General features: G+C 54.5%; 23 protein-coding genes. 14 read left to right on the top strand and 9 right to left on the bottom strand.

Annotated elements, in window-relative coordinates; all coding sequences use genetic code 11:
* The first annotated feature begins 203 nt into the window (after positions 1-203).
* The 3 genes from HMPREF3164_RS09800 (at position 204) to ilvA (ending at position 3,998) form a co-directional block, all read left to right on the top strand.
* Positions 204-1,121 carry a Bax inhibitor-1/YccA family protein gene (locus HMPREF3164_RS09800; protein WP_070450776.1) on the top strand — a complete coding sequence of 306 codons (918 nt, stop codon included), beginning with the start codon at positions 204-206 and terminating at the stop codon, positions 1,119-1,121.
* Positions 1,122-1,269: 148 nt separating this feature from the next.
* Positions 1,270-2,616: an AI-2E family transporter gene (locus HMPREF3164_RS09795; protein ID WP_070450774.1), complete on the top strand. Its 1,347-nt coding sequence runs from the start codon at positions 1,270-1,272 to the stop codon at positions 2,614-2,616.
* Between the two features lie 128 nt (positions 2,617-2,744).
* Entirely contained in the window at positions 2,745-3,998 is a 1,254-nt protein-coding gene (gene ilvA / locus HMPREF3164_RS09790; RefSeq protein ID WP_048751320.1) for a threonine ammonia-lyase, read from the top strand.
* A gap of 93 nt (positions 3,999-4,091) precedes the next feature.
* On the opposite strand, the gene greA is transcribed toward ilvA, so the two are convergent.
* Together greA and HMPREF3164_RS09780 are read right to left on the bottom strand one after the other, a co-directional pair.
* Complete coding sequence (gene greA / locus HMPREF3164_RS09785; protein WP_004006080.1) at positions 4,092-4,589, bottom strand: transcription elongation factor GreA; 498 nt, start codon at positions 4,587-4,589, stop codon at positions 4,092-4,094.
* A 168-nt stretch (positions 4,590-4,757) separates the two neighbouring features.
* Entirely contained in the window at positions 4,758-5,219 is a 462-nt protein-coding gene (locus tag HMPREF3164_RS09780) for a DUF4307 domain-containing protein (RefSeq protein WP_048751322.1), read from the bottom strand.
* Positions 5,220-5,416: 197 nt separating this feature from the next.
* On the opposite strand from HMPREF3164_RS09780, the gene mca reads away from it, so the two are divergent.
* The 6 genes from mca to HMPREF3164_RS09750 all read left to right on the top strand — a co-directional run bounded on the left by mca (position 5,417) and on the right by HMPREF3164_RS09750 (position 11,353).
* Positions 5,417-6,379, top strand: coding sequence for a mycothiol conjugate amidase Mca (gene mca, locus HMPREF3164_RS09775; RefSeq protein WP_037231844.1), 963 nt, complete (start codon positions 5,417-5,419; stop codon positions 6,377-6,379).
* Positions 6,380-6,595: 216 nt separating this feature from the next.
* Positions 6,596-6,913 (top strand): hypothetical protein, encoded by a 318-nt coding sequence (locus HMPREF3164_RS09770; protein ID WP_239664701.1) that lies wholly within the window; start codon positions 6,596-6,598, stop codon positions 6,911-6,913.
* Complete coding sequence (uppS, locus tag HMPREF3164_RS09765) at positions 6,900-7,718, top strand: polyprenyl diphosphate synthase (RefSeq protein ID WP_070450772.1); 819 nt, start codon at positions 6,900-6,902, stop codon at positions 7,716-7,718. The genes HMPREF3164_RS09770 and uppS overlap by 14 nt, the downstream gene beginning before the upstream one ends.
* A gap of 6 nt (positions 7,719-7,724) precedes the next feature.
* A complete protein-coding gene (locus HMPREF3164_RS09760; RefSeq protein ID WP_070450770.1) occupies positions 7,725-8,258 on the top strand; it encodes a prepilin peptidase in 534 nt (177 codons plus the stop codon).
* A 41-nt stretch (positions 8,259-8,299) separates the two neighbouring features.
* The gene (locus tag HMPREF3164_RS09755) at positions 8,300-8,821 is read left to right on the top strand and encodes an NUDIX hydrolase (protein ID WP_004006086.1); all 522 of its coding nucleotides are present in this window, start codon (positions 8,300-8,302) and stop codon (positions 8,819-8,821) included.
* A 552-nt stretch (positions 8,822-9,373) separates the two neighbouring features.
* On the top strand, positions 9,374-11,353 hold the full coding sequence (locus tag HMPREF3164_RS09750; RefSeq protein ID WP_070450768.1) for an S-layer homology domain-containing protein: 1,980 nt from the start codon (positions 9,374-9,376) through the stop codon (positions 11,351-11,353).
* A gap of 146 nt (positions 11,354-11,499) precedes the next feature.
* On the opposite strand, the gene HMPREF3164_RS09745 is transcribed toward HMPREF3164_RS09750, so the two are convergent.
* From HMPREF3164_RS09745 to HMPREF3164_RS09735, 3 genes are all read right to left on the bottom strand, one after another.
* Positions 11,500-12,906, bottom strand: a complete 1,407-nt coding sequence (locus tag HMPREF3164_RS09745; RefSeq protein WP_013398590.1) for a class II fumarate hydratase — start codon at positions 12,904-12,906, stop codon at positions 11,500-11,502.
* A 220-nt stretch (positions 12,907-13,126) separates the two neighbouring features.
* On the bottom strand, positions 13,127-13,765 hold the full coding sequence (locus HMPREF3164_RS09740; protein ID WP_070450766.1) for a carbonic anhydrase: 639 nt from the start codon (positions 13,763-13,765) through the stop codon (positions 13,127-13,129).
* A 75-nt stretch (positions 13,766-13,840) separates the two neighbouring features.
* A complete protein-coding gene (locus tag HMPREF3164_RS09735; protein ID WP_070450764.1) occupies positions 13,841-14,569 on the bottom strand; it encodes a DUF4245 domain-containing protein in 729 nt (242 codons plus the stop codon).
* A 206-nt stretch (positions 14,570-14,775) separates the two neighbouring features.
* On the opposite strand from HMPREF3164_RS09735, the gene glpX reads away from it, so the two are divergent.
* A complete protein-coding gene (gene glpX, locus HMPREF3164_RS09730) occupies positions 14,776-15,768 on the top strand; it encodes a class II fructose-bisphosphatase (protein ID WP_004006091.1) in 993 nt (330 codons plus the stop codon).
* Between the two features lie 105 nt (positions 15,769-15,873).
* Here the strand turns inward: glpX and HMPREF3164_RS09725 are convergent, their stop codons facing one another.
* The 3 genes from HMPREF3164_RS09725 to HMPREF3164_RS09715 form a co-directional block, all read right to left on the bottom strand.
* The gene (locus HMPREF3164_RS09725) at positions 15,874-16,896 is read right to left on the bottom strand and encodes a lipid II:glycine glycyltransferase FemX (protein WP_070450762.1); all 1,023 of its coding nucleotides are present in this window, start codon (positions 16,894-16,896) and stop codon (positions 15,874-15,876) included.
* Between the two features lie 121 nt (positions 16,897-17,017).
* Positions 17,018-17,662, bottom strand: coding sequence for a 5-(carboxyamino)imidazole ribonucleotide mutase (gene purE / locus HMPREF3164_RS09720; protein WP_013398594.1), 645 nt, complete (start codon positions 17,660-17,662; stop codon positions 17,018-17,020).
* Positions 17,663-17,721: 59 nt separating this feature from the next.
* On the bottom strand, positions 17,722-18,912 hold the full coding sequence (locus HMPREF3164_RS09715) for a 5-(carboxyamino)imidazole ribonucleotide synthase (RefSeq protein WP_070450829.1): 1,191 nt from the start codon (positions 18,910-18,912) through the stop codon (positions 17,722-17,724).
* 198 nt (positions 18,913-19,110) lie between these two features.
* Here HMPREF3164_RS09715 and HMPREF3164_RS09710 point away from each other — a divergent pair, with 198 nt between their 5' ends.
* A complete protein-coding gene (locus HMPREF3164_RS09710) occupies positions 19,111-19,746 on the top strand; it encodes a GtrA family protein (RefSeq protein WP_041321997.1) in 636 nt (211 codons plus the stop codon).
* An 88-nt stretch (positions 19,747-19,834) separates the two neighbouring features.
* Here HMPREF3164_RS09710 and HMPREF3164_RS09705 read toward each other — a convergent pair whose 3' ends face one another.
* Positions 19,835-20,644 carry a TIGR03089 family protein gene (locus tag HMPREF3164_RS09705; protein ID WP_070450760.1) on the bottom strand — a complete coding sequence of 270 codons (810 nt, stop codon included), beginning with the start codon at positions 20,642-20,644 and terminating at the stop codon, positions 19,835-19,837.
* 656 nt (positions 20,645-21,300) lie between these two features.
* On the opposite strand from HMPREF3164_RS09705, the gene HMPREF3164_RS11445 reads away from it, so the two are divergent.
* From HMPREF3164_RS11445 to HMPREF3164_RS09695, 3 genes are all read left to right on the top strand, one after another.
* Positions 21,301-21,786, top strand: coding sequence for a WhiB family transcriptional regulator (locus tag HMPREF3164_RS11445; RefSeq protein WP_013398598.1), 486 nt, complete (start codon positions 21,301-21,303; stop codon positions 21,784-21,786).
* Positions 21,787-21,812: 26 nt separating this feature from the next.
* Positions 21,813-22,031: a DUF3499 family protein gene (locus HMPREF3164_RS10995; RefSeq protein ID WP_080513867.1), complete on the top strand. Its 219-nt coding sequence runs from the start codon at positions 21,813-21,815 to the stop codon at positions 22,029-22,031.
* Between the two features lie 118 nt (positions 22,032-22,149).
* The gene (locus tag HMPREF3164_RS09695) at positions 22,150-23,523 is read left to right on the top strand and encodes a TIGR01906 family membrane protein (protein WP_070450758.1); all 1,374 of its coding nucleotides are present in this window, start codon (positions 22,150-22,152) and stop codon (positions 23,521-23,523) included.
* Positions 23,524-23,624: the final 101 nt, after the last annotated feature.

The following is a 23,624-nucleotide window of genomic DNA, read 5'->3' as shown; positions in this document are numbered from 1 at the left end:
GCTAGTTTGAATGAGGTCCGTAATTTTGAGCGCCTGCAGAAGTCTTAAACTGTGGGGGAGTACAGCTTAGGGTGAAAAAAACATGATGGCACCTCAAAATTACCCTGGAATATGAGCTTTTATGGAGGAATAATCCCCGGAATCTCTCAGAATTCGATAGAATATTGAGAAACTCTTTGTAAATCTCACCGAAGGAGAGAATGATGGCGGGTAACCCGTTTATTAATTCAATCGCCAAGCAAAATAAGCAAGGCGATCCCCGTTTCGGGCGTTTTGGTGCGGGTGGTTCCTCGTCACAGGGTCAGTATCAGGCACAGCCGAACTACTCCAGTGAACCGCAGCAGTACGGTCAGCAGACCTACGGGTATGGTCAGCCGCAGCAAGCGAACTATGACCAGTACCAGCAGGCGCAGTACGATCCGTATGCACAGCCCGGCTATGCTCCCGTTGCCGAGGGCGACCGCCTCACCATGAACGATGTGATCATGAAGACCGGTCTGAACCTGGCTCTTGTGGTGCTCGGTGCCGCAGTTTCCTGGTATCTGCCCTACCTCATGTTCGTGGGCCTTATCGCAGGTCTGATCCTGGGTATCGTTAACGCCGTCAAGCGTAAGGTTTCCCCGGCTCTGGTTATGCTGTACTCCGTGTCCGAGGGCCTGCTTTTGGGTGGTATATCCGGTCTGCTCAATAAGAGCTACCCGGGCATCGCTATTCAGGCTTTGCTGGCAAGCGTGATTGTCGCCGGTCTTACTTTAGCTCTCTTCGCAAACGGTAAAATCCGTGCCACCCCGAAGATGACCAAGATCTTCATGATCGGCATGTTCGCTTACCTGATCTACGGTATTGTTTCCTGGCTCGGTGCGGGTCTGTTCGGTTCGCCCCTGGGCAGCCTGAGCATCGGCGGTATTCCGCTGGGTCTGATTGTGGGGCTGTTTACTGTTGCTATGGCAACCTACTCGCTTCTGCTGGATTTCACCAACACTGCCGAGGCGGTGGAAGCAGGTCTTCCCGAGCGCGAGTCATGGCGTTTGGCATTCGGCCTGACCGCATCGCTGGTCTGGCTGTACATTGAGATTCTGCGTATTCTCATGTACATCAACGAAATGGTCAACAGGGACTAACAGCATTGAGGATACGGCGGTACTCACAACCGGTGGGTGCCGCCGATTCTTTGTTTTGAGCCTGCTAGACTTGCGGAATAACTATATGCCGCAGCAACGGCATGGGCGAGAGACGATTTCTATAGCACCGACTTTTCAGGAGATTTGAGTGAGCGAATCCGTAGCCGGACAGAAAACCGGCAGCACGCATCAAAACCTAACGGCAGGGGAGGGCGAACAGGATGTGCGGGCACAGAAATTAGCCCGTACCGGCGTACCCTACGCTCTTAATACCGCGGCGGCGTGGTCGTGGCGTCTGATCGTGGTGGTCGGTGCCGTGTGGCTTGTATGGCAGGGGCTTTCAAAGGTGTCTCTGCTGATTATTTCGGCGATGGTAGCTGCGCTTTTGGCTGCGCTTCTAAGCCCCGCCGTCTACGCTATGCGTAAGCACGGTATTCGTGCTGGCGGTGCGACCGCTATCGCCGAACTCGGCATGATTTTAGGAATTGCCGCTTTACTGGCCCTTACCGGGCAGCAGCTTGTGCGGGGGTTTGTCTCGCTTACCAACAACGCCATTCAAGGGTATCAGCAGCTCGTGGACTGGCTTAAGAGCATGGGGTATGAGCTGGGCGCTGATCAGCTTAACCAGATTCTTAATCAGATAGAACAGGCGGTGAGCAATAACCCCTCAACCGTTTTGCGGAGCGTATCAGAGGTTGGTTCTACCGCTGCGGAGTTTGCCACCGGCGTGCTTATTACTCTTTTTACCCTCGTCTTCTTCCTGATGGAGGGAGAGCGCATCTGGCTGTTTATCGTCAAGCTCTTCCCGAAACAGGCACGCGATGCGGTGAACGGCGCGGGCCGTGCAGGGTGGAAGTCCCTGGGCGCTTATGTGAGGGTGCAGATCTTGGTGGCCGCTATTGACGCTGTGGGCATTGGTGTTGGCGCCGCCATTTTGGGGGTTCCGCTGGCGATTCCGCTGGGCGTTCTGGTTTTCTTAGGGTCTTTCATCCCGGTTATTGGTGCTCTTATATCTGGGGCGGTCGCCGTCCTGCTGGCACTGGTAGCTTTGGGACCGGTTCAGGCGCTCATTATGATCGGCATTGTGCTGTTGGTGCAGCAGCTTGAATCGCATATTCTGCAGCCGCTCATCATGGGTAAAGCGGTCTCGCTGCATCCGCTCGCCGTGATTTTTGCGGTGGCAGGCGGGTCCATGATTTTCGGCGCAGCGGGTGCACTATTTGCGGTTCCCGTGCTCGCCGTTGTGAACTCGGTTGTGCGCTACTTGGCTGCACGGCAGTGGGAGGATGACCCGGAGCTGCGCCGTGAAGAGTTCCTCTTCCCGCATGAGGTTGAGCGCCGTGAGAAATCAAAAAAGCGTGAAGAAAAAGCACAGAAGGTTGTTGCGCAGGCGCGGGAAGCGATTCGTGGTGAAGACGATTCCGAAGGCACCGCACTTGAGACTAGCTCTGCACAGGCGACTAAAACTGTCTCGCCTTCCAAAGCCGATATGTAATTGTGCAGTTTCCCTCCAGAAAAGCCCGCGTGAGATGAATAACGTGGGCTTTTCTGTTCTGTATTAGGCTTCTTCATCGCCTAAAATAGAGGGCAGAAGCTGATGAGAGCGTAAAGAACGGATCCGATGTGAACGCACCCCTAACCGATCTACCCGTAACCCTGGAGAATATCGAGACAGCAGCGTCGCTCCTCGACGGGGTTATCGAGCGAACCCCTGTGGCGCATTCTCGTGCCCTGAGCCTCAAACTGGGGTCGGAAGTTTTCTTCAAATGTGAGAATTTGCAACGTGCGGGCTCCTTCAAAGTGCGTGGCGCCTATGTGCGCATGGCAAAACTCAGCGATGCAGAAAAGAAACGTGGCGTGGTGGCCGCATCTGCGGGTAACCACGCGCAGGGTGTTGCTCTCGCAGCGGCAAAACTGGGTATCAAGGCGCGTATTTACATGCCCCTAGGTGCGGCCCTTCCGAAGGTGACCGCAACCCGCGACCACGGTGCCGAGGTCGAACTGCACGGTACGACCGTGGACGAGGCGCTGGCTGAAGCAAAACGCTATGCCGAAGAGACCGGCGCGGTGTTTGTGCATCCCTTCGATAATGAAGATATTATCGCGGGTCAGGGAACGATCGGTTTGGAAATCCTGGAACAGGTGCCTGAGGTCGATACCATCATTGTGGGTGTTGGCGGAGGCGGCCTGCTCGCTGGTCTTTCGGCGGCGGTCCGTGCGAAGGAAGACCAGTTGGGTAAAAAGATTCGCATTATTGGTGTGCAGGCTGAGCATGCGGCGGCATATCCGCTTTCCTTGGCTGCGGATGCGCTCGTCCCGTTGAAGAAGGTCTCGACGATTGCAGATGGCATTGCGGTGGGGCGCCCCGGTCAGTTACCGTTCTCCATTATCAAGAAGCTTGTCGACGATGTAGCGACAGTGAGTGAAGACGATATCGCCCGCGCCCTTATCTTCTTGATGGAACGCAATAAGCTGGTGGTTGAACCCGCCGGATCGGTTCCGGTGGCGGCGCTCATGAACGGCAAGCTCAAGGAAACATACGGCGATTTGGGAACTGTCGTGTGTGTGCTCTCGGGCGGCAATATCGACCCGATGCTCATGCTGAAGGTGATTCAGCGTGGTCTTTCGGCGGCAGGTCGGTATATGACGATTAAGATGATGCTCTCAGACCGTCCGGGTGAGTTAGCGACGATCTCGCGCATCATTTCGGAGAATGACGCGAATGTTACTGGTGTGGATCACACGCGCGTGGGCGGTTCCCTGTCGATGGGCGATGTCTCCATTACGATCGATATGGAAACCAAAGGCGTGGAACACTGCCGTCAGGTTATCTCGGCCTTGGAGGAAGAAGGCTTCAAACCCATCGTGGTGTACTAATTTTTGAGAGGTCATCTGGCATAAAACCACAGGATATAAAGGTGGGGTTCGGTCATAAACCGAACCCCACCGTGCGTTTAAAGCTTCGTGATTCTAGCCTTGGAAAGGCTTGACTGAAACAATCTTCGCGGTCAATTCCTTGCCGTTGGGAGCAAGATAGGTGACTTCATCGCCTTCTTTGGCCCCCAGAATCGCCGCACCCATCGGAGACTTTTCCGAGAAGACCTTCAAATCAGAGTTGGCGGGCAGAGTCTCCTCAATTTCGCGAGAGCCCAGCAGGAACTTCATGGAACGGGAAGCTACTTCGGCCTCAATAACCATGCCGAGGGCAACCACACCGTCATCGCTGGGGGCGTCTCCTACCTGGGCGTTTTCTAGAAGATGCTTAAGCTGGTTGATGCGAGCTTCGTTTTTACCCTGCTCATCGCGTGCCGCATGGTATCCGCCGTTCTCACGCAAGTCTCCCTCGTCGCGAGCGGCGGCGATGCGGTCAACGATTTCTTGACGATACGGACCTGAGAGATATTCAAGCTCCTGGGTCAGCCGATCGTATGCGTCCTGAGTGAGCCATGCGCCGTTGCTTTCAGCCATGCTTCTCCTTTGGTTATGCTCCGGTATAAACCGGCGCGTTGGTCTGGGGGTTCTCCCCTGGAAAGTATCACCCTATTCTAGGGCAGAAAGTACACATGCCCTAAATATCTGAGTGTTAGGGCGTGTATCATTTCGCTGAGCGCTCACCGAATCGTGGATGTGATACGCCTATTTAAGCCGACAGGAATCCACGGTAACCGTGGTTGCCTCCGAGAGTATGCGCAGGTTCGCGCTGTGTTGTGTGACTCGGGTGTTGCCCTGCTCGGCGCTGTTAGGACCAATTTCGACGTCGGCCCATCCCACCGCAACACGGGAAGAATTAAGCGCCTTAAGCGAACAAATCGCGGTGTCTTGTGGGTTTTTAGAGAGTTCGAAACGTCCCTGCGCCTCGTCATTGCTGATGAGGGTAAACCCGGTATCGCGTGCACTTGGGCGGGATTGAGAATCTATCTGTACCCACACCACAAAAGCGCCCGCCACAACCGTAACACAGGCAGCAAGAAGCACCCACATTCGCGTGGAGAGGGCACGCTGCCGAACAGGTTTGGCGCCATAGCGCTGCGCTAGGGTATCGGCATGAGAACCGGTAGCTGCCGTTTCGCTCGCCTGCGTGTGTGAAGGATCTGTCATAGTTCTCTTCTCGTGGTGTCTAGTGGACGATGCGGTACAGAAGATGGTCTGCATCACGATACTTTACACCGTCATAATGCTTCATTTAGAGTGGTTTTCTTGCGCTATTTCTGTATGATTACACTTTTAGGAGATGGTCTTAATCTCTACCATTTTAAACCCCACAGTATAAGCCCTTTGTCATCATAAGGATTAACGTGAGCGACGCGCTAGAAAAAATCAAAGCAATTCTGCCTGAACATCCCGCAGTGCAGGATCTTAAGCCTCTTGATGAGGAATACGCAGGGTTGCGCATCCTAGCCGTCCACGCTCACCCGGACGACGAATCCTCTAAAGGTTCCGCGACCGCTGCCGCTTATACCTCCCGCGGCGCCCGCTATATGGTTGCCACCATGACAGGCGGCGAACGCGGGGACATCCTCAACGAAGAAATTCGTAACGCTCCCAGAGCACACCGTGACCTGCCCGGATTACGCCGCACCGAAATGGCCCGTGCTGCTGAGATTTTAGGCATCGAACATCGATGGATAGGGTTCATGGACTCCGGTCTGCCCGAAGGCGACCCTCTTCCCCCACTTTCTTTCGGCAGCTTCGGTACACTGCCTCTCGAACAGGCCGCCGCACCGTTGGTAAGACTCGTACGCGAGTACAGGCCTCATATTATTCTCAGCTATGACGAGGTGGGAGGATACCCGCACCCCGACCACATCATGACTCATAAGGTTGCCGTCGAGGCCTACGAAAAGGCTGGTGACCCCGAAGCATACGTGGGGGAAGGCGAACCCTGGAAACCCCTAAAGCTTTACTATGATCGTGCCTTCAACCCCGAACGCACCGTCGCCCTGCACGAGTACCTGCTCGATCAGCGGGGCGAGAGCGTCTTTGAAGGTTTCATCGAACATATGGCGCACCGTTTCAATGATGCCCAAGACGGCACCAGGCACGAAACCACCACGCGAATTCTCTGCAGTGACTACTTCATCCATCGCGATCAGGCGCTTTTATCGCACTCCTCACAGGTGGATCCGCAAGGTATTTTCTTTGCGATCTCTACCGATGAGCAGAAGCATATTTGGCCCTGGGAGGACTATACACTTATCGACTCGCGGGTGCCGGTAACCCTGCCGGAACATTCCCTGAGCGACGGCATATTTTTCTAGCCTATCGCCTCCGTAAGCGATCATGCGGTGCCCCTCGACGATGCAGAGGCTTGCAGGCCTTGAGTACTGTGAACATAGCTAAACTCTTGGCGCATTCCTAGCTGAAACATGAACCTCAGGAGGGAATATACAAGATGTCACGCGGTAGAATGAAGACTTAGACAATCACACATGACCGGCTTACCGCTAGAAACCGGAATGTTCAGAAGGATAGTCATGAGCCACCTCATTCTTGATACGCTCGCCACAGTCCCCGACCTTGTGGCATTTGCCGCTCACGGTGTTGCGCTTGCAGCAGATAACACCCCAGCCGCCAACCCCGATGGGTCTGTTGCAGGTTCGCCCGGTATTGGCGGTTTCTTTGCGACTGCGGCGCTATCCCTCCTCGTCATTATTCTTGGCATCGATATGACCCGGCGTACTCGCCGTCTGCGGTACCGTGCACAATATGCAGCCGCTCAAGAGGCCGAGCAAGCCCAAGCCCAAGCCCAGCAGGATACAGAGTCCGAGGACGATCAGCATGGCACCCGCTGATACTCTGGCGCTGCCCGTTATTACCGTGCATGGGGTTCCCTCTGAACCGGGAACCTCCCCGGAACCGAGCGTCTATGAACGCTCTATGGCAACTTCTTTAACCCCGCAGATGCTTCCTACACACATCGGTGTGCTGGTGGACGGCAACCGGCGTTGGGCCGCACAGCGGGGGCTGAGCACCCGTGAGGGGCACGCGGCAGGAGCCGAGCGCATCATTGACTTTCTGGGCTGGTGCGCCGATTTGGGAATACCTCAGGTCACGTTGTATATGCTCTCAACCGAAAATCTCAAGCGACCCGCCGATGAACTTACCGGGCTTATTGCCGTTATTGACGAATTTCTGCGGCGGCTGCATACCGCGCAGCAGGGACCCGTGCACGCGGTTGGTAACGTTTCCCTTATCCCCCATGAGCTTCGCAACACCCTGGAGCGGGTTATAGCAGAGACCGCGCCCTTGCCGGGGGTGCGCGTGAATATCGCGGTTGGCTATGGTGGACGCCAAGAAATTGTGGATGCGGTGCGTGAACTTATTCTTGATGCCGAGGCTCAGGGCTGCTCGATGCGCGAGCTGGCAGATACCCTGAATGTTGAGGATATTTCGCGTCGCTTGTACACCCGCGATATGCCCGATCCTGATCTACTGATTCGTACCTCTGGTGAGCAGCGCCTCTCGGGATTTCTGACCTGGCAAAGCGCCTACTCGGAATTCTATTTCTGCCAGGCTCTCTGGCCTGATTTTACGCGGGTAGATTTCTTGCGTGCCCTGCGGGATTATGCGGGTCGCACCCGCCGCTTTGGATCTTAGCCACTCATGCTTCAAGAACTCTCGAAACTCTTTACACAGGGAGTACCCGGCTGGTTCGCCGGTATTCTGCTGATTCTTTATCTGCTGTACGCAGCTGGGTGTACGGTAAAACTATGGGGCTGGGATCTGCGAAAACACAGGCTACCAAACCGCATCGTATTTCCTTTCGTATTTGCCACCCACACCGCTTTGCCGGTTATTGCTGCTCTGAGCGGTCAGTGGGGAACTATCCTGCGTGTATGGGGGAGTGGTCTTGTACTTTGGGCCTTCTACCTCCTGATGAGGATGCTCTCCTTCGGGGCGCTGGGCCGAGGGGACGTGAAACTTGCTCTCGCGCTTGGCGGGCTCATTGGCTACTTCTCGTGGGCTAACCTATTGTGGGCGACGTTGGTTACCTTTGTTGTGGGCGGATTATGCGCCGCGGTCTTGGTACTGAGCAGGTCCGTTACACGGCGCACCCGCATAGCCTTCGGACCGTTTATGCTGATAGGAATGATAGCGGCGGTTTTGGTGCCAAGCTACTCATTCCTATCGTTCTAAAGGCCTCGGGCCAAAACCACCGATCGACGAAAGGATCTTTGATGCCTACCCCCGAGTACATCGTGAATTTACGCAAGAAAATTGGTCACGAATATTTATGGCTTTCGGGCGCTACCGCAGTGATCCGTCGCGATGAGGATGGCAAGGTACTGCTGGTTAAACGCAGCGATAACGGCAGGTGGACTCCCGTGACGGGTATTGTCGATCCTGGCGAGAACCCGGCGCTTACCTGCATACGTGAAGCCTATGAGGAGGCGGGCGTGCGTATTGAGGTTCTAGAGCTTGCTCAGGTCAAGGCTGACCCCGCGATGCGCTTTAGCAACGGGGATCGCTGCCAGTTTTTAGATCACACGTTTTTGTGCCGGTGGGTATCCGGGCAGGCACGAGTGAATGATGAGGAATCTTCCCAGGTGCGATGGGTAGATGTGACGGATCCTCAGGAGCGTTCTATGCTCTCTGAGCGGATGCTTGACCGCATTGATGCGGCGCTGAACTATGACGGACATTGTCGTTTTGACTATGTATCTCACGCTCCCAAAGATGGACCTGAATCCTCTCGGTAACCGTCAATACTCCCTCTAATACACCCTTAAGCCGATAGCCGCGCGCCCGCATAATACCTGTTTGCTATGCGTTGAAGACCGTGTGTACTCCCAAGATCGTATCTGAGTATTTTTCTCGTACTTACCGTTGTTCATATCTGAGAAAAATAAAAATGGGGGTTTTATGCATTAATTTCGGTTTCTTGTAAAAATCTAAAATCTGTAAATTATAGAAGATTACCACCGAAAATATCTATGTATTTTTCAGATGTAACACACCGTTAAAAAATAAACCTGTGCATAATATTGTGACAATAAACATGTGGCGTCTTTATGAAAAGTATATGTTGCTTCATGGGTATTTAGCGTTGATATATCAGCGAAGTAGGTTGGATGGGTGGGTAATATTTATAGTGTGTGCATTGCTAGGATAAGAATTAAATTATGTGTCAGAAGAAATTTTTAAATAGGAAAACCCTGTATTTTGAGTTAAAGCTTTGATAAGGTGAATATGAGTGTTGAGAGATTTAACTTGCTCACTCCCAACCACATCTATACAAATGGAGAATAATAATGTCTCTTATCTACCCTACAAACAATTCACCTAACGAATCGCCCGGAAGAGCCAGAAATGCTCTCGGACGTAGCGCCTGTGCCCTCGTGGTGGCAGGCGCTTTAGTGCTTCCTCTGACCCCAGCGGGAGCTGTCACCGATCCTGGTGCTTCAACCCCTGCATCCACCGCTACGGTGACCCCGCAGGTTGTGGCCGATCAGGAACCTCAAGCAACTCCGCAGCTCGTGGTCGAAACCCCCGATGAAGTCAACCCCTACTACGGGAAGACGCTCAAAATCAAAGGAACCGGTTTCTACGGTGTGGCGGCAGATCAGCAGGTCAGCCTCAAAGTTACCCCTTCAGATACACCAGCCGATTCCCCATATTTCACTACGGAATACGGCGTATATAACCTGGGGTATGTGAATGTTCCCGCATCGCAGATTCATGACGGAACCTTTGAGGTCTATTTGAATACCCAGCCGCTGCCGCTGAACGATTTCCATCCGGAACTCGATTACGTCGTCAGCAGTACCCTGACCTCGACAACGCAGCAGGCGCAAGGATATGAAATCTTGCCCACCACGGCATACAACACCCAGGCACCGGTGCTGGTTGCACGCCAGAACACCAATCTGGAAGTCGAGGGTAAGCCTAACTCGTTGGTGGAAGACTCCGTGAAGGTGCGCGGTACCGGCTATGACCCAAAGTTTATTCCTCAAGGCGGATACTTGCAGGTTTCTCTTATTGAGGGTGATTGGCCCAGAGGTCAGGTTGTTACTCAGGAAAGAACCGTGTCATCGGTGAAAATTTCTGCCGAGGAGCTCTCGCAGAGCGGCCTCTTTGAAACTGCGCTTCCCTATCCGGCAGGTCTGGATGCACGCCGCAGCTACCGCATCGGAACCCAGGTCATCAATCCCGACGGAACGTTGGCAAACAACGCTTTGACTGAATACCTGGATGTTGAGTTTTCCTCGGAGAGTAAAGCACCGCAGCTGAACGTGAGCGTTCCCGCTGTGAACCCGACCGCCGATACCGAGATTACTGTGACCGGTACTGGATATTATGGCTCTGGAAATGCCGAGATACAGGGTCAGAGCATGAACCTCGTTATTAACGAGATAGACCAGAAGACCGGCAAACCAACGGGCGCGGTTCTCACTCATCCAGTGGATTATACCTACCGGGTGGAAGAGAAAGACCTCTACGATGGCTTTACCGACGGTACCTTCCAGACCACCTTCACCATTCCCGCGAATACCCTCAAAACCGGGCACGTATACGAGCTTAGTACGGGGGTATATCCAAAGGACCCGAAGGACGATGTTATCTTCGAAGCCCACCAAAAGCTCCCGTTAACGACTGCGGATCAACCGGTTCCAAATCCCAAACCGGCAGAGCCCCAGCCGGGCCCCGAACCCGCACCAAACCCCAAACCCGCACCCGGTGAGAAACCTACACCCGAATCGGATTTCAAGGATGTGCGCGATCGTACCGCACATCGCGATGCGATTCTTTGGGCTTCGCAGCGGCAGCTTGTCGATAGCGCGGACGACTATTACCGCCCCTACGATGCTATAACCCGCGAACAGTCCGTTGTGGCCCTCTACCGCCTGGCAGGAAGCCCTCAGGTTACTCTTCCGCAGGAGTCTCCCTATGTGGATGTTACCCCGGAACACCCGCACTACCGGGAGATTATTTGGGCACGCGAACGTGGTATCAGCTTCGGTTGGAGTGACGGTCATTTCCGCCCCGAGGCGGCTGCATCTCACGCCAGTATGGCTGCGTTTTTGTACCGTTACGCTGGGGAACCTAGCGTGAACCTACCGGAACAATCCCTGTATGCCGATATGACGGCTGATTCCCCGTTCTACCGGGAGAGTACCTGGCTGAAGAAGAGGGGTCTTGTTTTCTGGTCCGAAAACTGGTTCCAGCCCGATAGTGCCGTTACTCGCGCCGACTTTGCGGAACTTATCTATCAGTACGAACAAGGCAAATAGACCGAGCAAAATTCTGAGATAGAGATTTATCTATCCGCCCGCACCGCGCGGGTCTTAGCTCAAACGTTGAGGGGCTTCTACACATCGTGTAGAAGCCCCTCAACTATGTTCTAGGAGTGTCTGTTCACATGAAAACGATATGCGGACTAGAAGTTGCCCAGCATCTTAGTGACGTCTAGGGCTTCATCGAGCTGAGCCTCAGTGACCTCACCGCGTTCAACGTAACCTAAAGCCACCACGGCATCACGCACAGTGACCTTGTTTGCCACGGAATACTTGGCAATCTTCGCGGCGGCCTCGTACCCGATGAGCTTATTCAGCGGGGTTACGGTCGAGGGGGATGCCTCCGCCAGGAAGCGGCAACGCTCTACGTTGGCGCTCAGGCCGTCGATCATCTTCTCAGCCGCCACGCGAGAAACGTTGGCGAGCAGACGGATGGACTGGAGCAGGTTAGCCGCCATTACTGGAATACCCACGTTCAGCTCGAAGGCTCCGTTGGTGGAGGAAAGCGCGATGGTCGCATCATTACCAATTACCTGTGCCGCAACCTGAATAGTAGCCTCACAAATCACCGGGTTTACCTTGCCGGGCATGATGGACGAGCCGGGCTGCAGATCGGGGATGTGCAGCTCGCCTAAACCAGTGTTCGGGCCTGAACCCATCCAACGGATATCGTTGCTGATTTTCATCAGACCGTATGCAAGGGTGCGCAGCTGACCGGAAACCTCAACCAGACCGTCGCGGTTTGCCTGCGCCTCGAAATGGTTACGTGCCTCGGTCAGGGGTAGACCGGTTTCTTCAGCAAGCAGCTCAATCACACGTGCCGAAAAGCCCGCTGGGGTATTGATACCGGTACCCACTGCGGTGCCGCCTAGGGGAACCTCAGCCACGCGGGGCAGGGAAGCGTTCACACGTTCGATGCCGTAACGCACGGTAGCGGCGTAGCCAGAGAATTCTTGGCCTAGGGTAATGGGGGTTGCATCCATCAGGTGGGTGCGTCCGGACTTGACGACGTCCTTGAACTCTGCGGACTTCTTTTCCAGCGAAGCAGCGAGAACCTCAAGGGAAGGGATCAGCTCTTTGACCAGTGCCTCAGTCACGGCAACGTGCACGGAAGTGGGGAAAACATCGTTGGAAGACTGGGACGCATTCACGTGGTCATTGGGGTGAACTTCAATGCCCCGTGATTCCAGGGAACGGGTTGCCAAAGTCGCCAGAACCTCGTTGGTGTTCATATTCGACGAGGTGCCCGAACCGGTCTGGAAGACGTCAATGGGGAAATGCTCGTCGTACTCACCGGTTGCTACCAGATCCGCCGCCTCGCGGATAGCCTGGGCGCGCTCAGCATCGAGCACCTGAAGTTCCTCATTGGCGGTCGCGGCTGCCTTCTTAACGAGGGCAAGAGCGCGAATATGGGCTGATTCGAGGGTTTGCCCCGAAATCGGGAAGTTATCGACCGCGCGCTGAGTCTGTGCACGGTAGAGTGCGTTGGCGGGCACGCGAACTTCGCCCATGGTGTCATGTTCAATGCGGTATTCAATATTTTCAGCCATAACTCTAGTTTAGGGCTCAAAATGGCGGGTTTTCATACCCTTCGTGTAAAAATCGGAACATTTGGGGAATACCGTGCATGATGATACTCACCACGCTGTGGGGTTGTGTGGCGGTACCGTATGAACTCAAGTAAAGCCTGTTGGAGCTTCTGGGGTTATGTTGGTTTTCTCGGGTGGATAACACGAAGGAGGCAGCGACCACCGATAAAACGCGTGGGAATTACTTCATCTCGCGCGAGTCAAAGACAATATCGACCGCGCCGGAATCCAAATGATAGAAGTAGCCCAGCACAATGGTCTCGCCGCGAGCAACTGCGTCGGCAATAATGCGCGATTCCTGAAGCAGACGGGAAGCCGTCGCAGACGTATGAGCCCGTACCATCTCGTTCACATGCTGGCTTGGCTTCTCGCCGTGGGGAAGTTCTTGGGCCAGCACCGTAGGCTGAATAGTCTCAACTACTCGCGTAATAAATCCGCCCGGAAGCTGCCCCGATTCCACCGACGAGCAGGTAGCCTGAACAGCCCCGCAAGATTGATGTCCCATAATGATCAGCACCGGCGTCTTGAACTGGGTAATGGAATATTCCAGCGAACCAAGGGCACCATCATCAAGAACCTGTCCTGCGGTGCGTACCACAAAGGCATCGCCAAGACCCAGGTCAAAGATATGTTCCGGTGGCGTACGCGAATCCGCACACCCAAAAATCGTAGTGAAAGGAAACTGTCCGCCTGTGAGTTCGTCGCGACGTGCCACATCCTGGTGCGGATGCGAAAGCTCGCCCCGTACAAAGCGTGCGTTACCCTCTTGCAGGCGTTCCAGCACATACTCAGCGGTGGGTTGAACCGGACGAGAACCCATGAGCAGGCTCCTTAAAGTGAGAGGTATCTTCCCTCTATTTTACCGAAAACAGACCGTACATTTTGCTAGAGAAGATCACGAAATATTAGAAGTATTGGATGCACCCGGGGAGACCGTCATCGTCGGCGCTTTCATATAGGCGACCGTCGCATCCGCCAACTGGGCGAACTCCGCCGGGTCTGCCGTGCCGGTGAGTATCACGGTTGTCGTTTCACCGTTACCGTGAGGCACCTGCGCCACGTAGGAGTACACTTTTTCGTTGTTCTTCTTCGAGGTGGCTGAACGTACTTCCCACTCCACGCCGCCGATAGATTCGGTGCCCTGTTTCGCGGCGTTATCGACCTGTTGAGCCACCCAGGTAGGGTTTGTATCCTTTGCTTGGATCAACTCAATAAAATGATTTTTACTGGTCACCTGTCCGCTCTTAAAATACGGGATATTATCGGGAGTATTACCCGTCCACCGCGCGTAGTTATAGTGCCAACTCTCAAGCTGCGGCACCGCCACCGGGAAGCCCGCCTGCTGGGTAGATTCAGCCGCTACCTGCGATAAATTCACCTGTGGGCGGTACGGATTCTTATCCGGCTGCGGCATGAGCCAGAGCACCGGAATGAGAATAGCCACCATCGCCAGCATCGAAATAATCATATTGCGCGCCGGAGCATTAATGCGTTTCGCTTGTTTTTGTGTAATTTGTGGCACAACAGATGAATCGGTAGAAGCATCTGCGTGAGCCTTCGGCGCATGAGCGTTCTGACCATCGCTCTCAGCCGGTGTATGCGCGTGATTCTGAGAGTTTTCCACTCACACATTCTCTCATACGCTCTAAGACATACCGTTTCCCACACCCACCTGGGCGGATGTTCACCACGGTACATGCGTCCACGCAAACCCGTTCAATACACGCGAACATTCCGCCGGGCGCGTTATGCTAGTAAACAGGAGGTGCCGGTTCAAAGCGCTGGAACGAACCAGCCAGCCGGCCATGACAACGACCTCGAAGGTGAGCAATGACTGAAAACAATAACCACGCCGACCGCAACCTAGCTATGGAATTGGTGCGCGCCACCGAGGCCGCAGCCATCGCATCCGGTCCCTGGGTGGGCGCAGGCGATAAGAACCGCGCGGACGGTGCCGCCGTGGACGCGATGCGCTACCGTCTCTCGACCGTGCACTTCAACGGAACCGTTGTGATCGGCGAGGGCGAAAAAGATAAGGCTCCCATGCTATTCAACGGCGAAGTTGTTGGCGATGGCATCGGCCCCAATCTCGATATTGCGGTAGATCCCATCGACGGAACTCGTCTGACCGCATTGGGCATGGACAACGCCCTCTCCGTAATCGCGGTAGCAGACGGCGGTTCTATGTTCGACCCCTCCGCCGTGTTTTACATGGAAAAACTGGTGACTGGGCCCGAAGCCGCAGAGTTCGTAGATCTTCGCCTGCCCGTCAAACAGAACCTTCACTTGGTCGCTAAGGCACAGGGTAAGAACGTAAGCGAACTGACCGTGTGCGTTCTGGATCGTCCGCGTCACGCTAAGCTCATTGAAGAGATTCGTAATGCCGGTGCACGTACCCGCATTATCCTTGACGGCGATGTTGCCGGGGCTATCGCGGCCTGCCGTGAAGGAACCGGTGTTGACGTGATGCTCGGTACCGGCGGAACCCCCGAAGGCATCGTCGCCGCGTGCGCTATCAAGGCCACCGGAGGCGTAATTCAGGGCCGCTTAGCACCCACTGACGATGCCGAGCGTGAGAAGGCGCTCGCTGCGGGGCACGATCTTGACCGCATCCTCACAACTGACGATTTGGTCACCAGCGATAACTGCTTCTTCGCCGCAACCGGTATTACCGACGGCAAGCTGCTGCGCGGGGTGCGCTACGGCAAGAATATTGTGACCACCCAGTCGCTCGTCATGCGTTCCTCCTCGGGAACCGTGCGCATTGTGGAGGCTGAGCATCGCCTTTCTCGCCTGCGCGAGATTCTGTCGCATACAAAGTAACGTCTTGATATAAAGCCTGTGCCGCGCTCTTAATCATTGAGAGCGCGGCACAAGCTTTATTGTATGAGCGTGGTCTGCCTGGGAACCTAGGCTGCCGAAGTAGCGTTATTTTTTCAGGCGTGCGCGAACCTTAGCTACTGTAGATTTCGCGGTTTCCTGAGCGGTTCCCAGTGCTTTCTTGAGTGCGGGACGCGCGCGGTATGCGTAGCCGTAGGCGCGGTAGCCTAGCGTGTTCACCGGAATGTCCCAGGTGCCGGGGTACTCAACCGAACGCCCGCCGAAAGACTTCTTAAATTTGGTGAACCCCGCCCATTCGTGATCAGGCTGATCTTCGGGCGCGATGCCGAAAAGATCCACATATTTCAGGCCCTTTGCTTTAGCGTCCAAGATGAAATTGGTCACTACCGGAATGCCTGCCGAGAGCTTACGATGCGCAAAAGACGCCGCCGCGTGGGCATAGGTGCGCGTATCGTCAGAATCGTAGACAAATGCCGCCGCGATAGGCTCCTTGGAACCATCCTCGCCAGTCAGCTGAGCAATATAGAGGGACGCGGCATCGGCAGGCATGAGGGTCTTTGCCACCTGCATCAGATAGTCGTCCTGCTGACGGTTGAACCCGTTACGGTCGGCGGTCTCAGAGAGGAACGTGAAGAGCACCTTCATATCCTCGGGATTCTGAGACACCTCAATGCTGACACCTTTTTTGTGGATATTACGGTGCAGATTGCGGTTATTGGACTTCATATCCTTCAAAATTGCGGCTTCGTCGCCGGAAAGATCAATAATTTGCGTGTGTGAAGGCTGAACTTGGCGCGGTGCCAGCGCAGCGCCGCGTGCCTTCAGGAACTCTGCCGCATCCTGCGAACCCCAGATAGCGGAGTCAATTGGTTCGATGCGCACAAACAGGCACCCATGAGCCTTTGCTTCTTCTTTCAGCGAGTCGAGCGCGGCATCGAAAGCCTGCGCACTCTGTGCCACCGGGCCGTAGGGGCTGTAAAGATACTTGCCGGTGCGCCCACCCTCAACGGTAGCGAGATAGGACCAGCCTTCGCCCTCGTGGCGAATGACGGTATGACCAAGAGAATGCTGAAAACGTGCCCAAATATCGGATTGAAGAATATTGCTCATTCAACTATTTTAGCCTCAACCGCAGGTTACGATGAGCGAACGCGACCTTGGGAGTAGATAAAATACGAGCCGTTCCGTGAAGATACGGAACGGCTCGATAACACCGAGAAACGACCATACATTAGGGCACGTAAGCCTGCGGTTCGTCCCCTTCATCACGTGTAGAGTCGGCGGTCGGGGCGGGTTTGGGAGCCGCCGGTGCCTGTACTTTTTCTTCTTCGGCAACCTGGGCGCGATGCTCGGCGAGCTTAGCGCGCAGAGCCGTTCCCTTATCTACCGCGCTCTGGCGCAGATCCTTCGAGAAATCGAGAAGATCGGAGTGCACCTGCTGCGCGAAGTTGTCGGTGGCGCATCCTAGGATGCGCAGCGCCAGAAGTCCCGCATTACGTGCGCCGTTGATAGACACGGTCGCCACCGGAACCCCCGCGGGCATCTGCACGATAGAAAGCAGGGAATCCATGCCTTCGAGATTCTTCAGCCGCACCGGGACACCGATAACGGGCAATGCGGTAACCGAGGCGAGCATACCGGGAAGATGCGCGGCCCCGCCGGCACCGGCGATGATTACGCGAATACCGCGCTGATGAGCCTGCTGGCCGTAGGCGATCATATCTTCAGGCATGCGGTGTGCTGAGACGACATCCGCTTCATAGGGGATACCGAATTCTTCAAGAACCGTAGCGGCTTCTTCCATGATGGACCAGTCGGAATCTGACCCCATCACAACGCCAACAACGGGCTTATCTGAATCGTACGGGGAGCTCATGAACAATCCTTCCTGTGAGCTAATAAGACACTACGGACACGAAATATACCGGCAAACTCTTAGAGCGGGCGGCCGTCACGCACAATAGATGCCACATTCGCGGCGGCATCGCGTAGCGCCCGAGTCTCAGCTGCCCGACCGGTAATATTCACATGACCAATTTTACGTCCTGGGCGGGTTTCTTTACCGTAAAAATGAATTTTGGCGCGTGGCTCGGCACTGAGCGCAAGCGGGTACACACCGAAAATATCTTCATTCTCGCCGCCCAGGTAATTCTTCATAATGGCAACTTCGTCGCGCATAGTAGTTGCGCCCAACGGCATATCGAGTACCGCACGCAGATGCTGCTCAAACTGACTGGTTACCGAACCTTCCTGAGTCCAGTGCCCAGTATTGTGAGGGCGCATCGCGAGTTCATTAATGTAGAAGCCTGCTGAAGAGCCCGGAACCTCGAAGAGCTCCGCCGCCATTACGCCGGTAACCCCAAGTTCGGTGGCTAAGGTAACGGCTGCATCGGATGCCGCCCGGGCGATCGCGGGGGAGAGGCTCGGTGCGGGTGCAATAACTTCATCACAGACCGAATTCACCTGAATTGTCTCTACGACAGGCCAGGGGAGAACCTGCCCACTTTCCCGGCGCGCCACGAGAGCGGAAAGCTCGCGGGTGAACGGAACCTTTTCCTCCGCCAAAAGCGCCGAAAAATCGGTGCGGTGAGGAAGCTCATCAAACCAGGCAGCGGCCTGCTCACGGGCGTGCTGAGGAGAATCCAGCACCATCACGCCCTTGCCGTCATAGCCGCCGCGCGGGGTCTTCAAAACCACGGGCCAGCCGATCTCATCGCCAAAGGCGAGAAGCTCATCCAAAGTTTCAACGCGTGCCCAGCGCGGGTTCGGTAGTCCAAGATCTTCTACAGCCTGGCGCATCATGAGCTTATCCTGGGCATATTGCAGCGCATCCGGATGCGGCTGCACATTCACCCCCTCGGCAATAAGCGCCTGCAAAAATTCGGTGGGAACATGCTCGTGATCGAAGGTAATAACATCTTTGCCACGAGCGAACTCCCGCAAAGTCTCTAAATCCTTATAATCTCCCACGGGCGCGCTGCGCACCGCTGCCACGGCGCCCACCGTAGGGCTTTCAGCGAGAATATGAAGGTCAAATCCAAGGTTCGTTGCTGCGGGCGCCATCATGCGTGCCAGCTGGCCGCCTCCGATAACACCAAGTACAGGTCCAGTTACAGGGTAAGTCACATCACTCAAGTGTACTCTTATGCCCCCAAATACCGGTAGTATTCCGCGCCGCAGACTTGAAAATAACCTGGGAAGTGCATGATAAAACTCAATAAAATAAGGTAAAACGGGATCGGCTGTACTAGTATTTTAGGGATGCTATCAAAATTTAACTCACAGACGCCCAGGTCATCTTAACGGGCAGAAAAGATGGAGAATATGGCTTCAGACTCTCGCTCTACACTGGGTGATCGTCTTAAATCACTGTGGAATACCTACGGTCTAGAGGTACTTAAATTCGGTACCGTTGGCGGTGCCGCATTCTTGGTAAACGCTGCCGTGGTGTGGGCGCTGATGCTTGGTCCTTTCGAGAACGCACATACCAAGGCAAAAGTAATTGCCAGCGTTGTGGCTACCATCTTTGCATGGATTATGAACCGCCTGTGGACCTTCCGCGAAGACCGATCCGAGAACTGGAAACGTGAGGGCATCGAATTTGCCTTTGTGAATATTCTTGGCATTTTGGTTGAGGCCGGATGCGTGTTCTTCACTAACTACGTGTTGGGGCTGCGTTCGCCGGAAGCATCGTTTATCTCCGGTACGATTATCGGCACCGCGCTGGGAACGATTCTGCGGTACTTCCTCTACCGTTTCTGGGTTTACGGCAAGCACCGTAAACAGGTGGATGAAGGGGACGCTACCGAACACGAAGAATTGGGGTACATTTTGAACCAGGCGACGGGCGTGTTGACCGGCTCGGTTCCCGTGGTAGACCCTGCGGCACAGGCCCAGCGTTCGCAACAGAATGTTGAAATTACCGATATTGATAAGCCCTCTACCGGTAAACGTTCATAAATAAATAGACTGTCATACTGCGGCGGATTCTTTTTCTGAGGTTCCGCCGCAGTCTTTTTACCCTCTGAGCGAACTACGCTGCCGTTTTCTAGGAGTGTCCCAAGGTGAGATCTAGAGCTCGCTCAGAACGCAGGAGCGGGTCTAACTCGGTAGCGGTAAAATCAGCCAGCGGATCGGGTAGGAATACGGCATAACCCACGATGAGGCAGGCAAGCGCTTCTGTCACGATCGTGAGGGCTGAGGGTGCCGAGTCGACCTCTGAGGGAAGGTGAAGACGAAGCGCTAATGCTCGTTCCCCTGAAGGAAGACGGTAATCGTGACCAGCATGCTCATGTGCCCGAGAGAGCACTCGTGCCGTTAGCTCTGCCGATGTTAAGTTATTGCCCACGGGCGCTAAGGTCGAAGCTGGCAAGCCAATGAACTGGTCAGCCTCGCTGCGTACGAGCGCGCAGAAGTCGAGAACTTCGGCATCAATCATTGAGTCGACCTCGTGAAGGTCTCCAAGGTAGCGCATCGAGAGAGGTCCGCGATCAACGAGAAGAAGATAGTCGGGGTTATTGAGGTTCTGAGCATGATCGGTGGTATCTGAGGCGCCTACAAGCGGTTCTTCATCGTCGAAGCAGCTGCCAGCGTAGAGAGTCGCGCAGGCGAGAACCAGAAAACGCCAGTGCAGGGGACCCGTAATCTGCACCCCAGATTCCTCGGTAACTTCGCACTCATTCACCAGAAGATTTGCGCTCTTTGCTACCCAATTCATGAAGACGCGACCGGAGAGCTCGATGCGTTCACCCCCGCGTGCATGCCAGATAAGGGCGGGAGTCTGCACACGCGCGAGAGCATCGAAAATACGCGTGAATGAGCGGGCATTTGCCACGGTCGAGAGTAAATTTTCAGCCATAGAATAACTTTACCGTGTGTAAACTCCCAAAAATTTCGATGCATGATATTACTTTCGGCAGTACACGCGACCACATCATGAGATATTTTTCCTGACGTCATAACAGTTGAAGAAGAAAGTATTTGTAGTCATAAATTTGCGTGCGATGCAAATATACTCTTAAGGATGTTGAAGTTATATTACGGGCGCATTACGGGTGTGAAGTTCATAAAATATCTTGCAGGTGGGTTATTAAAATGTAATAAGTGACACGATTAGGTTTTGAATAGGATATAAAAAACCTGTTTTGACTAGGTGCTTAGGAGTTTGAAAGAGCTTCGTTCGAGGCGTAATCTCGGGGGTTTTGGAGGGGGTGTGGAGGAACAGATATATACAGAAGATAACGCCCAAAACTTTCATGATGAAGTAATTATTTTGTGGTCTAACACCGTATAAACATTGAAATATTTGACGGTGATCTGCACATACACGGATAAAAGTTGTAAGTCCAGTTTGACGAATGGGCGTGTCGCCCTTCTAATAGTTATGTAGGTTTATTTGCAGAAACATCTTTCATGCCCAAAAACTATAAATCTACAGAGCCAAAAAAGATTCGTTTGCACACCAACGAATCACCGCAGACTCATCTAGCCAATGAGAACACGGAAGGAAAAACTATGGGTTCATACACCTGTGCTGGGTATTCACGCCTGAGTACCGGTATTGCCGGTGAACGCACAGGCGGAACCCGCCAACATACTATGCAAACCGCGCAATCCCTAGAAGAACAAGCAAATATGTTCCTGAGCGTTGCCGACGCAACCACTGAGGAAGGCAGCTTTGCGGCTTCCACAGTTGAGGTAGGCAACATGTTTACCTGCGTCGAAGGCCTCGATATGTGGGCCGCCGCCGCAGGCATGTACGGAACTGAAGGTGATGACGGAGAGCTCGCCTGGCAAACTGATGCGCTGTGTGCCCAAACCGACCCAGAAGCCTTTTTTCCTGAAAAAGGAGGGTCTACTCGTGACGCTAAACGCGTCTGCGAATCGTGCCCCGTTCGTGAAGAGTGTCTAAAATATGCAATGGACAATGATGAGCGCTTCGGAATATGGGGCGGTCTCTCAGAACGCGAGCGTCGCCGGCTACGTAAGCAGGCAAGCTAAGGCGCTAGGAAGGCACAACAGTACCCATGCAGAAAGTTAGACACTGCTCCCGGCAGACCTGTCAACATGAAGCCACGGTGACCCTCAGCTACTCATACGCTGACTCTACGGCGACGATCGGCCCGCTGTCCGAGTACCGCGAGCCACACGCTTACGATCTTTGCGATTATCATGCGGCACGATTAACCGCACCGCAAGGATGGCGAGTCGTCTACACGGTGGAGCTTAAAGCTGAACGATCCTGAGGTACTGCCAGCCTCTCACAACCTTCATAGGAACCTTCCGCCGCTCAGCGGAAGGTTCTTCTCCTATGAAAATAGGACAAACACCCTATCTATACCACTCTATTCAGAAAAGACACCTATGGCACAGGAAAGTCACAGCGGTACCGCATCCTCAGGGCAGAGATCCTGGGATGCGCTACGCTCCGCGATCGGCACCGAAACCGTTGAAGAAGCGGCGGCGCGTGCTTCCGCCCCCGCAACACAAAGAACACCCGAATCACTGCTGGGAGTATCGGCACAGATGTACACCGAAGCTCCGGATTTTGCAGACAACCCCGATATTCCCAGCGATCTAGCATCCGGCGCACATGACACGAGTCAGCAGGAAGGGGAAAGCGTAGGGCAGCGGGTACGTACCTACACCAGCGTCTCAACCGGGTTTGTTCCTCTTATCCGTGAGGCAAAGGGATCTCCGAAGCACCCCACGCTCAGTACTTTAGTGCAGAAGTTTGACGAGAAAAAGAACGAAGAAGCGGCTCCGGTAGAAAAGGCAGCTGAGTCGGATACACCCGCCTCAGACCCCAGCCAAGATGTCGATAATAAACCCCAAAAATCCACCCTAGTGACCGTGGAGAAGGGAACAAAAATCTCAACTGGGTCGCTGATCTCACGCCCTAAATACCGCACGCAAACAACCCGTACCGTCGAAACTTCAAATGCATGGGAAGAAGATGCGGCACAAGAAGCCGCCGCCGAACGCCCACGCCTGCTCAAGCTCCGCGCCGCCCTCATCACGGCAGCGGTACCGCTCCTCTCGTTTATGATCGCTATTCGGGCCGTCGCATCCGCACCATTCCTCTGGCTGGAATACCGCAGGCCCGGATTCCCCGAAGACAGCTACGGATTCGACCTCGCCGAACGTATGCGGCTGGGCTCCTATGGGCTGGACTACGTGACCAACCTAGCCCCCGAAGACTACCTGGCGAAAGCCACCACCGGACCGGCAAACACCCCGGCATTCCTCCAGAGTGAAATTCAGCATATGCACGATGTCAAACGAGTCTTGCTCTTCGCAACCATCGCTGTGGCGGTATTCTGCGTGCTGGCCTTAATCGGCAGTATTTCGCTGAAGGAACGCGCCCCCGGCACTATTCGCCGCAGCCTGTACACTGGCGCTTGGGCTACCGTTATTATGCTCGTGGTGCTAGGTATCATAGGCGCCACCAGCTGGGAATGGCTCTTTACCGCCTTCCACACGACCTTCTTCCCGCAGGGCAACTGGCAGTTCCGCATGAGTGATACGCTCATTCGCCTATACCCGCCGCAATTCTGGATCGATGCGGCGCTCGCCATCGTGGTGATAACCCTGCTGATAATCGGTGTGCTGCTGGCGTTCACCTGGCCCACGCGCTACCGCCTCGTGAAGGAAAATCGGTATTACAAGGAGCGCTACCAGATTCGCCAGAAAATCAAGGCGATGCGCGCCGAACGTGACGGCGACATCGAAGCTTAGCGGGTACCCGGCATACGTCCCTCCAGCATAAAAAGGCTCTTGAGGTGAATAAATTGGTGTTTCTAACACCTTATTCACCTCAAGAGCCTTTTTCGTGCGGC

This window comes from Rothia sp. HMSC08A08 (assembly GCF_001808385.1).
GTDB classification, from domain to species: Bacteria; Actinomycetota; Actinomycetes; order Actinomycetales; family Micrococcaceae; genus Rothia; species Rothia dentocariosa.
This window is presented reverse-complemented; position numbering and strand designations above follow the sequence as displayed.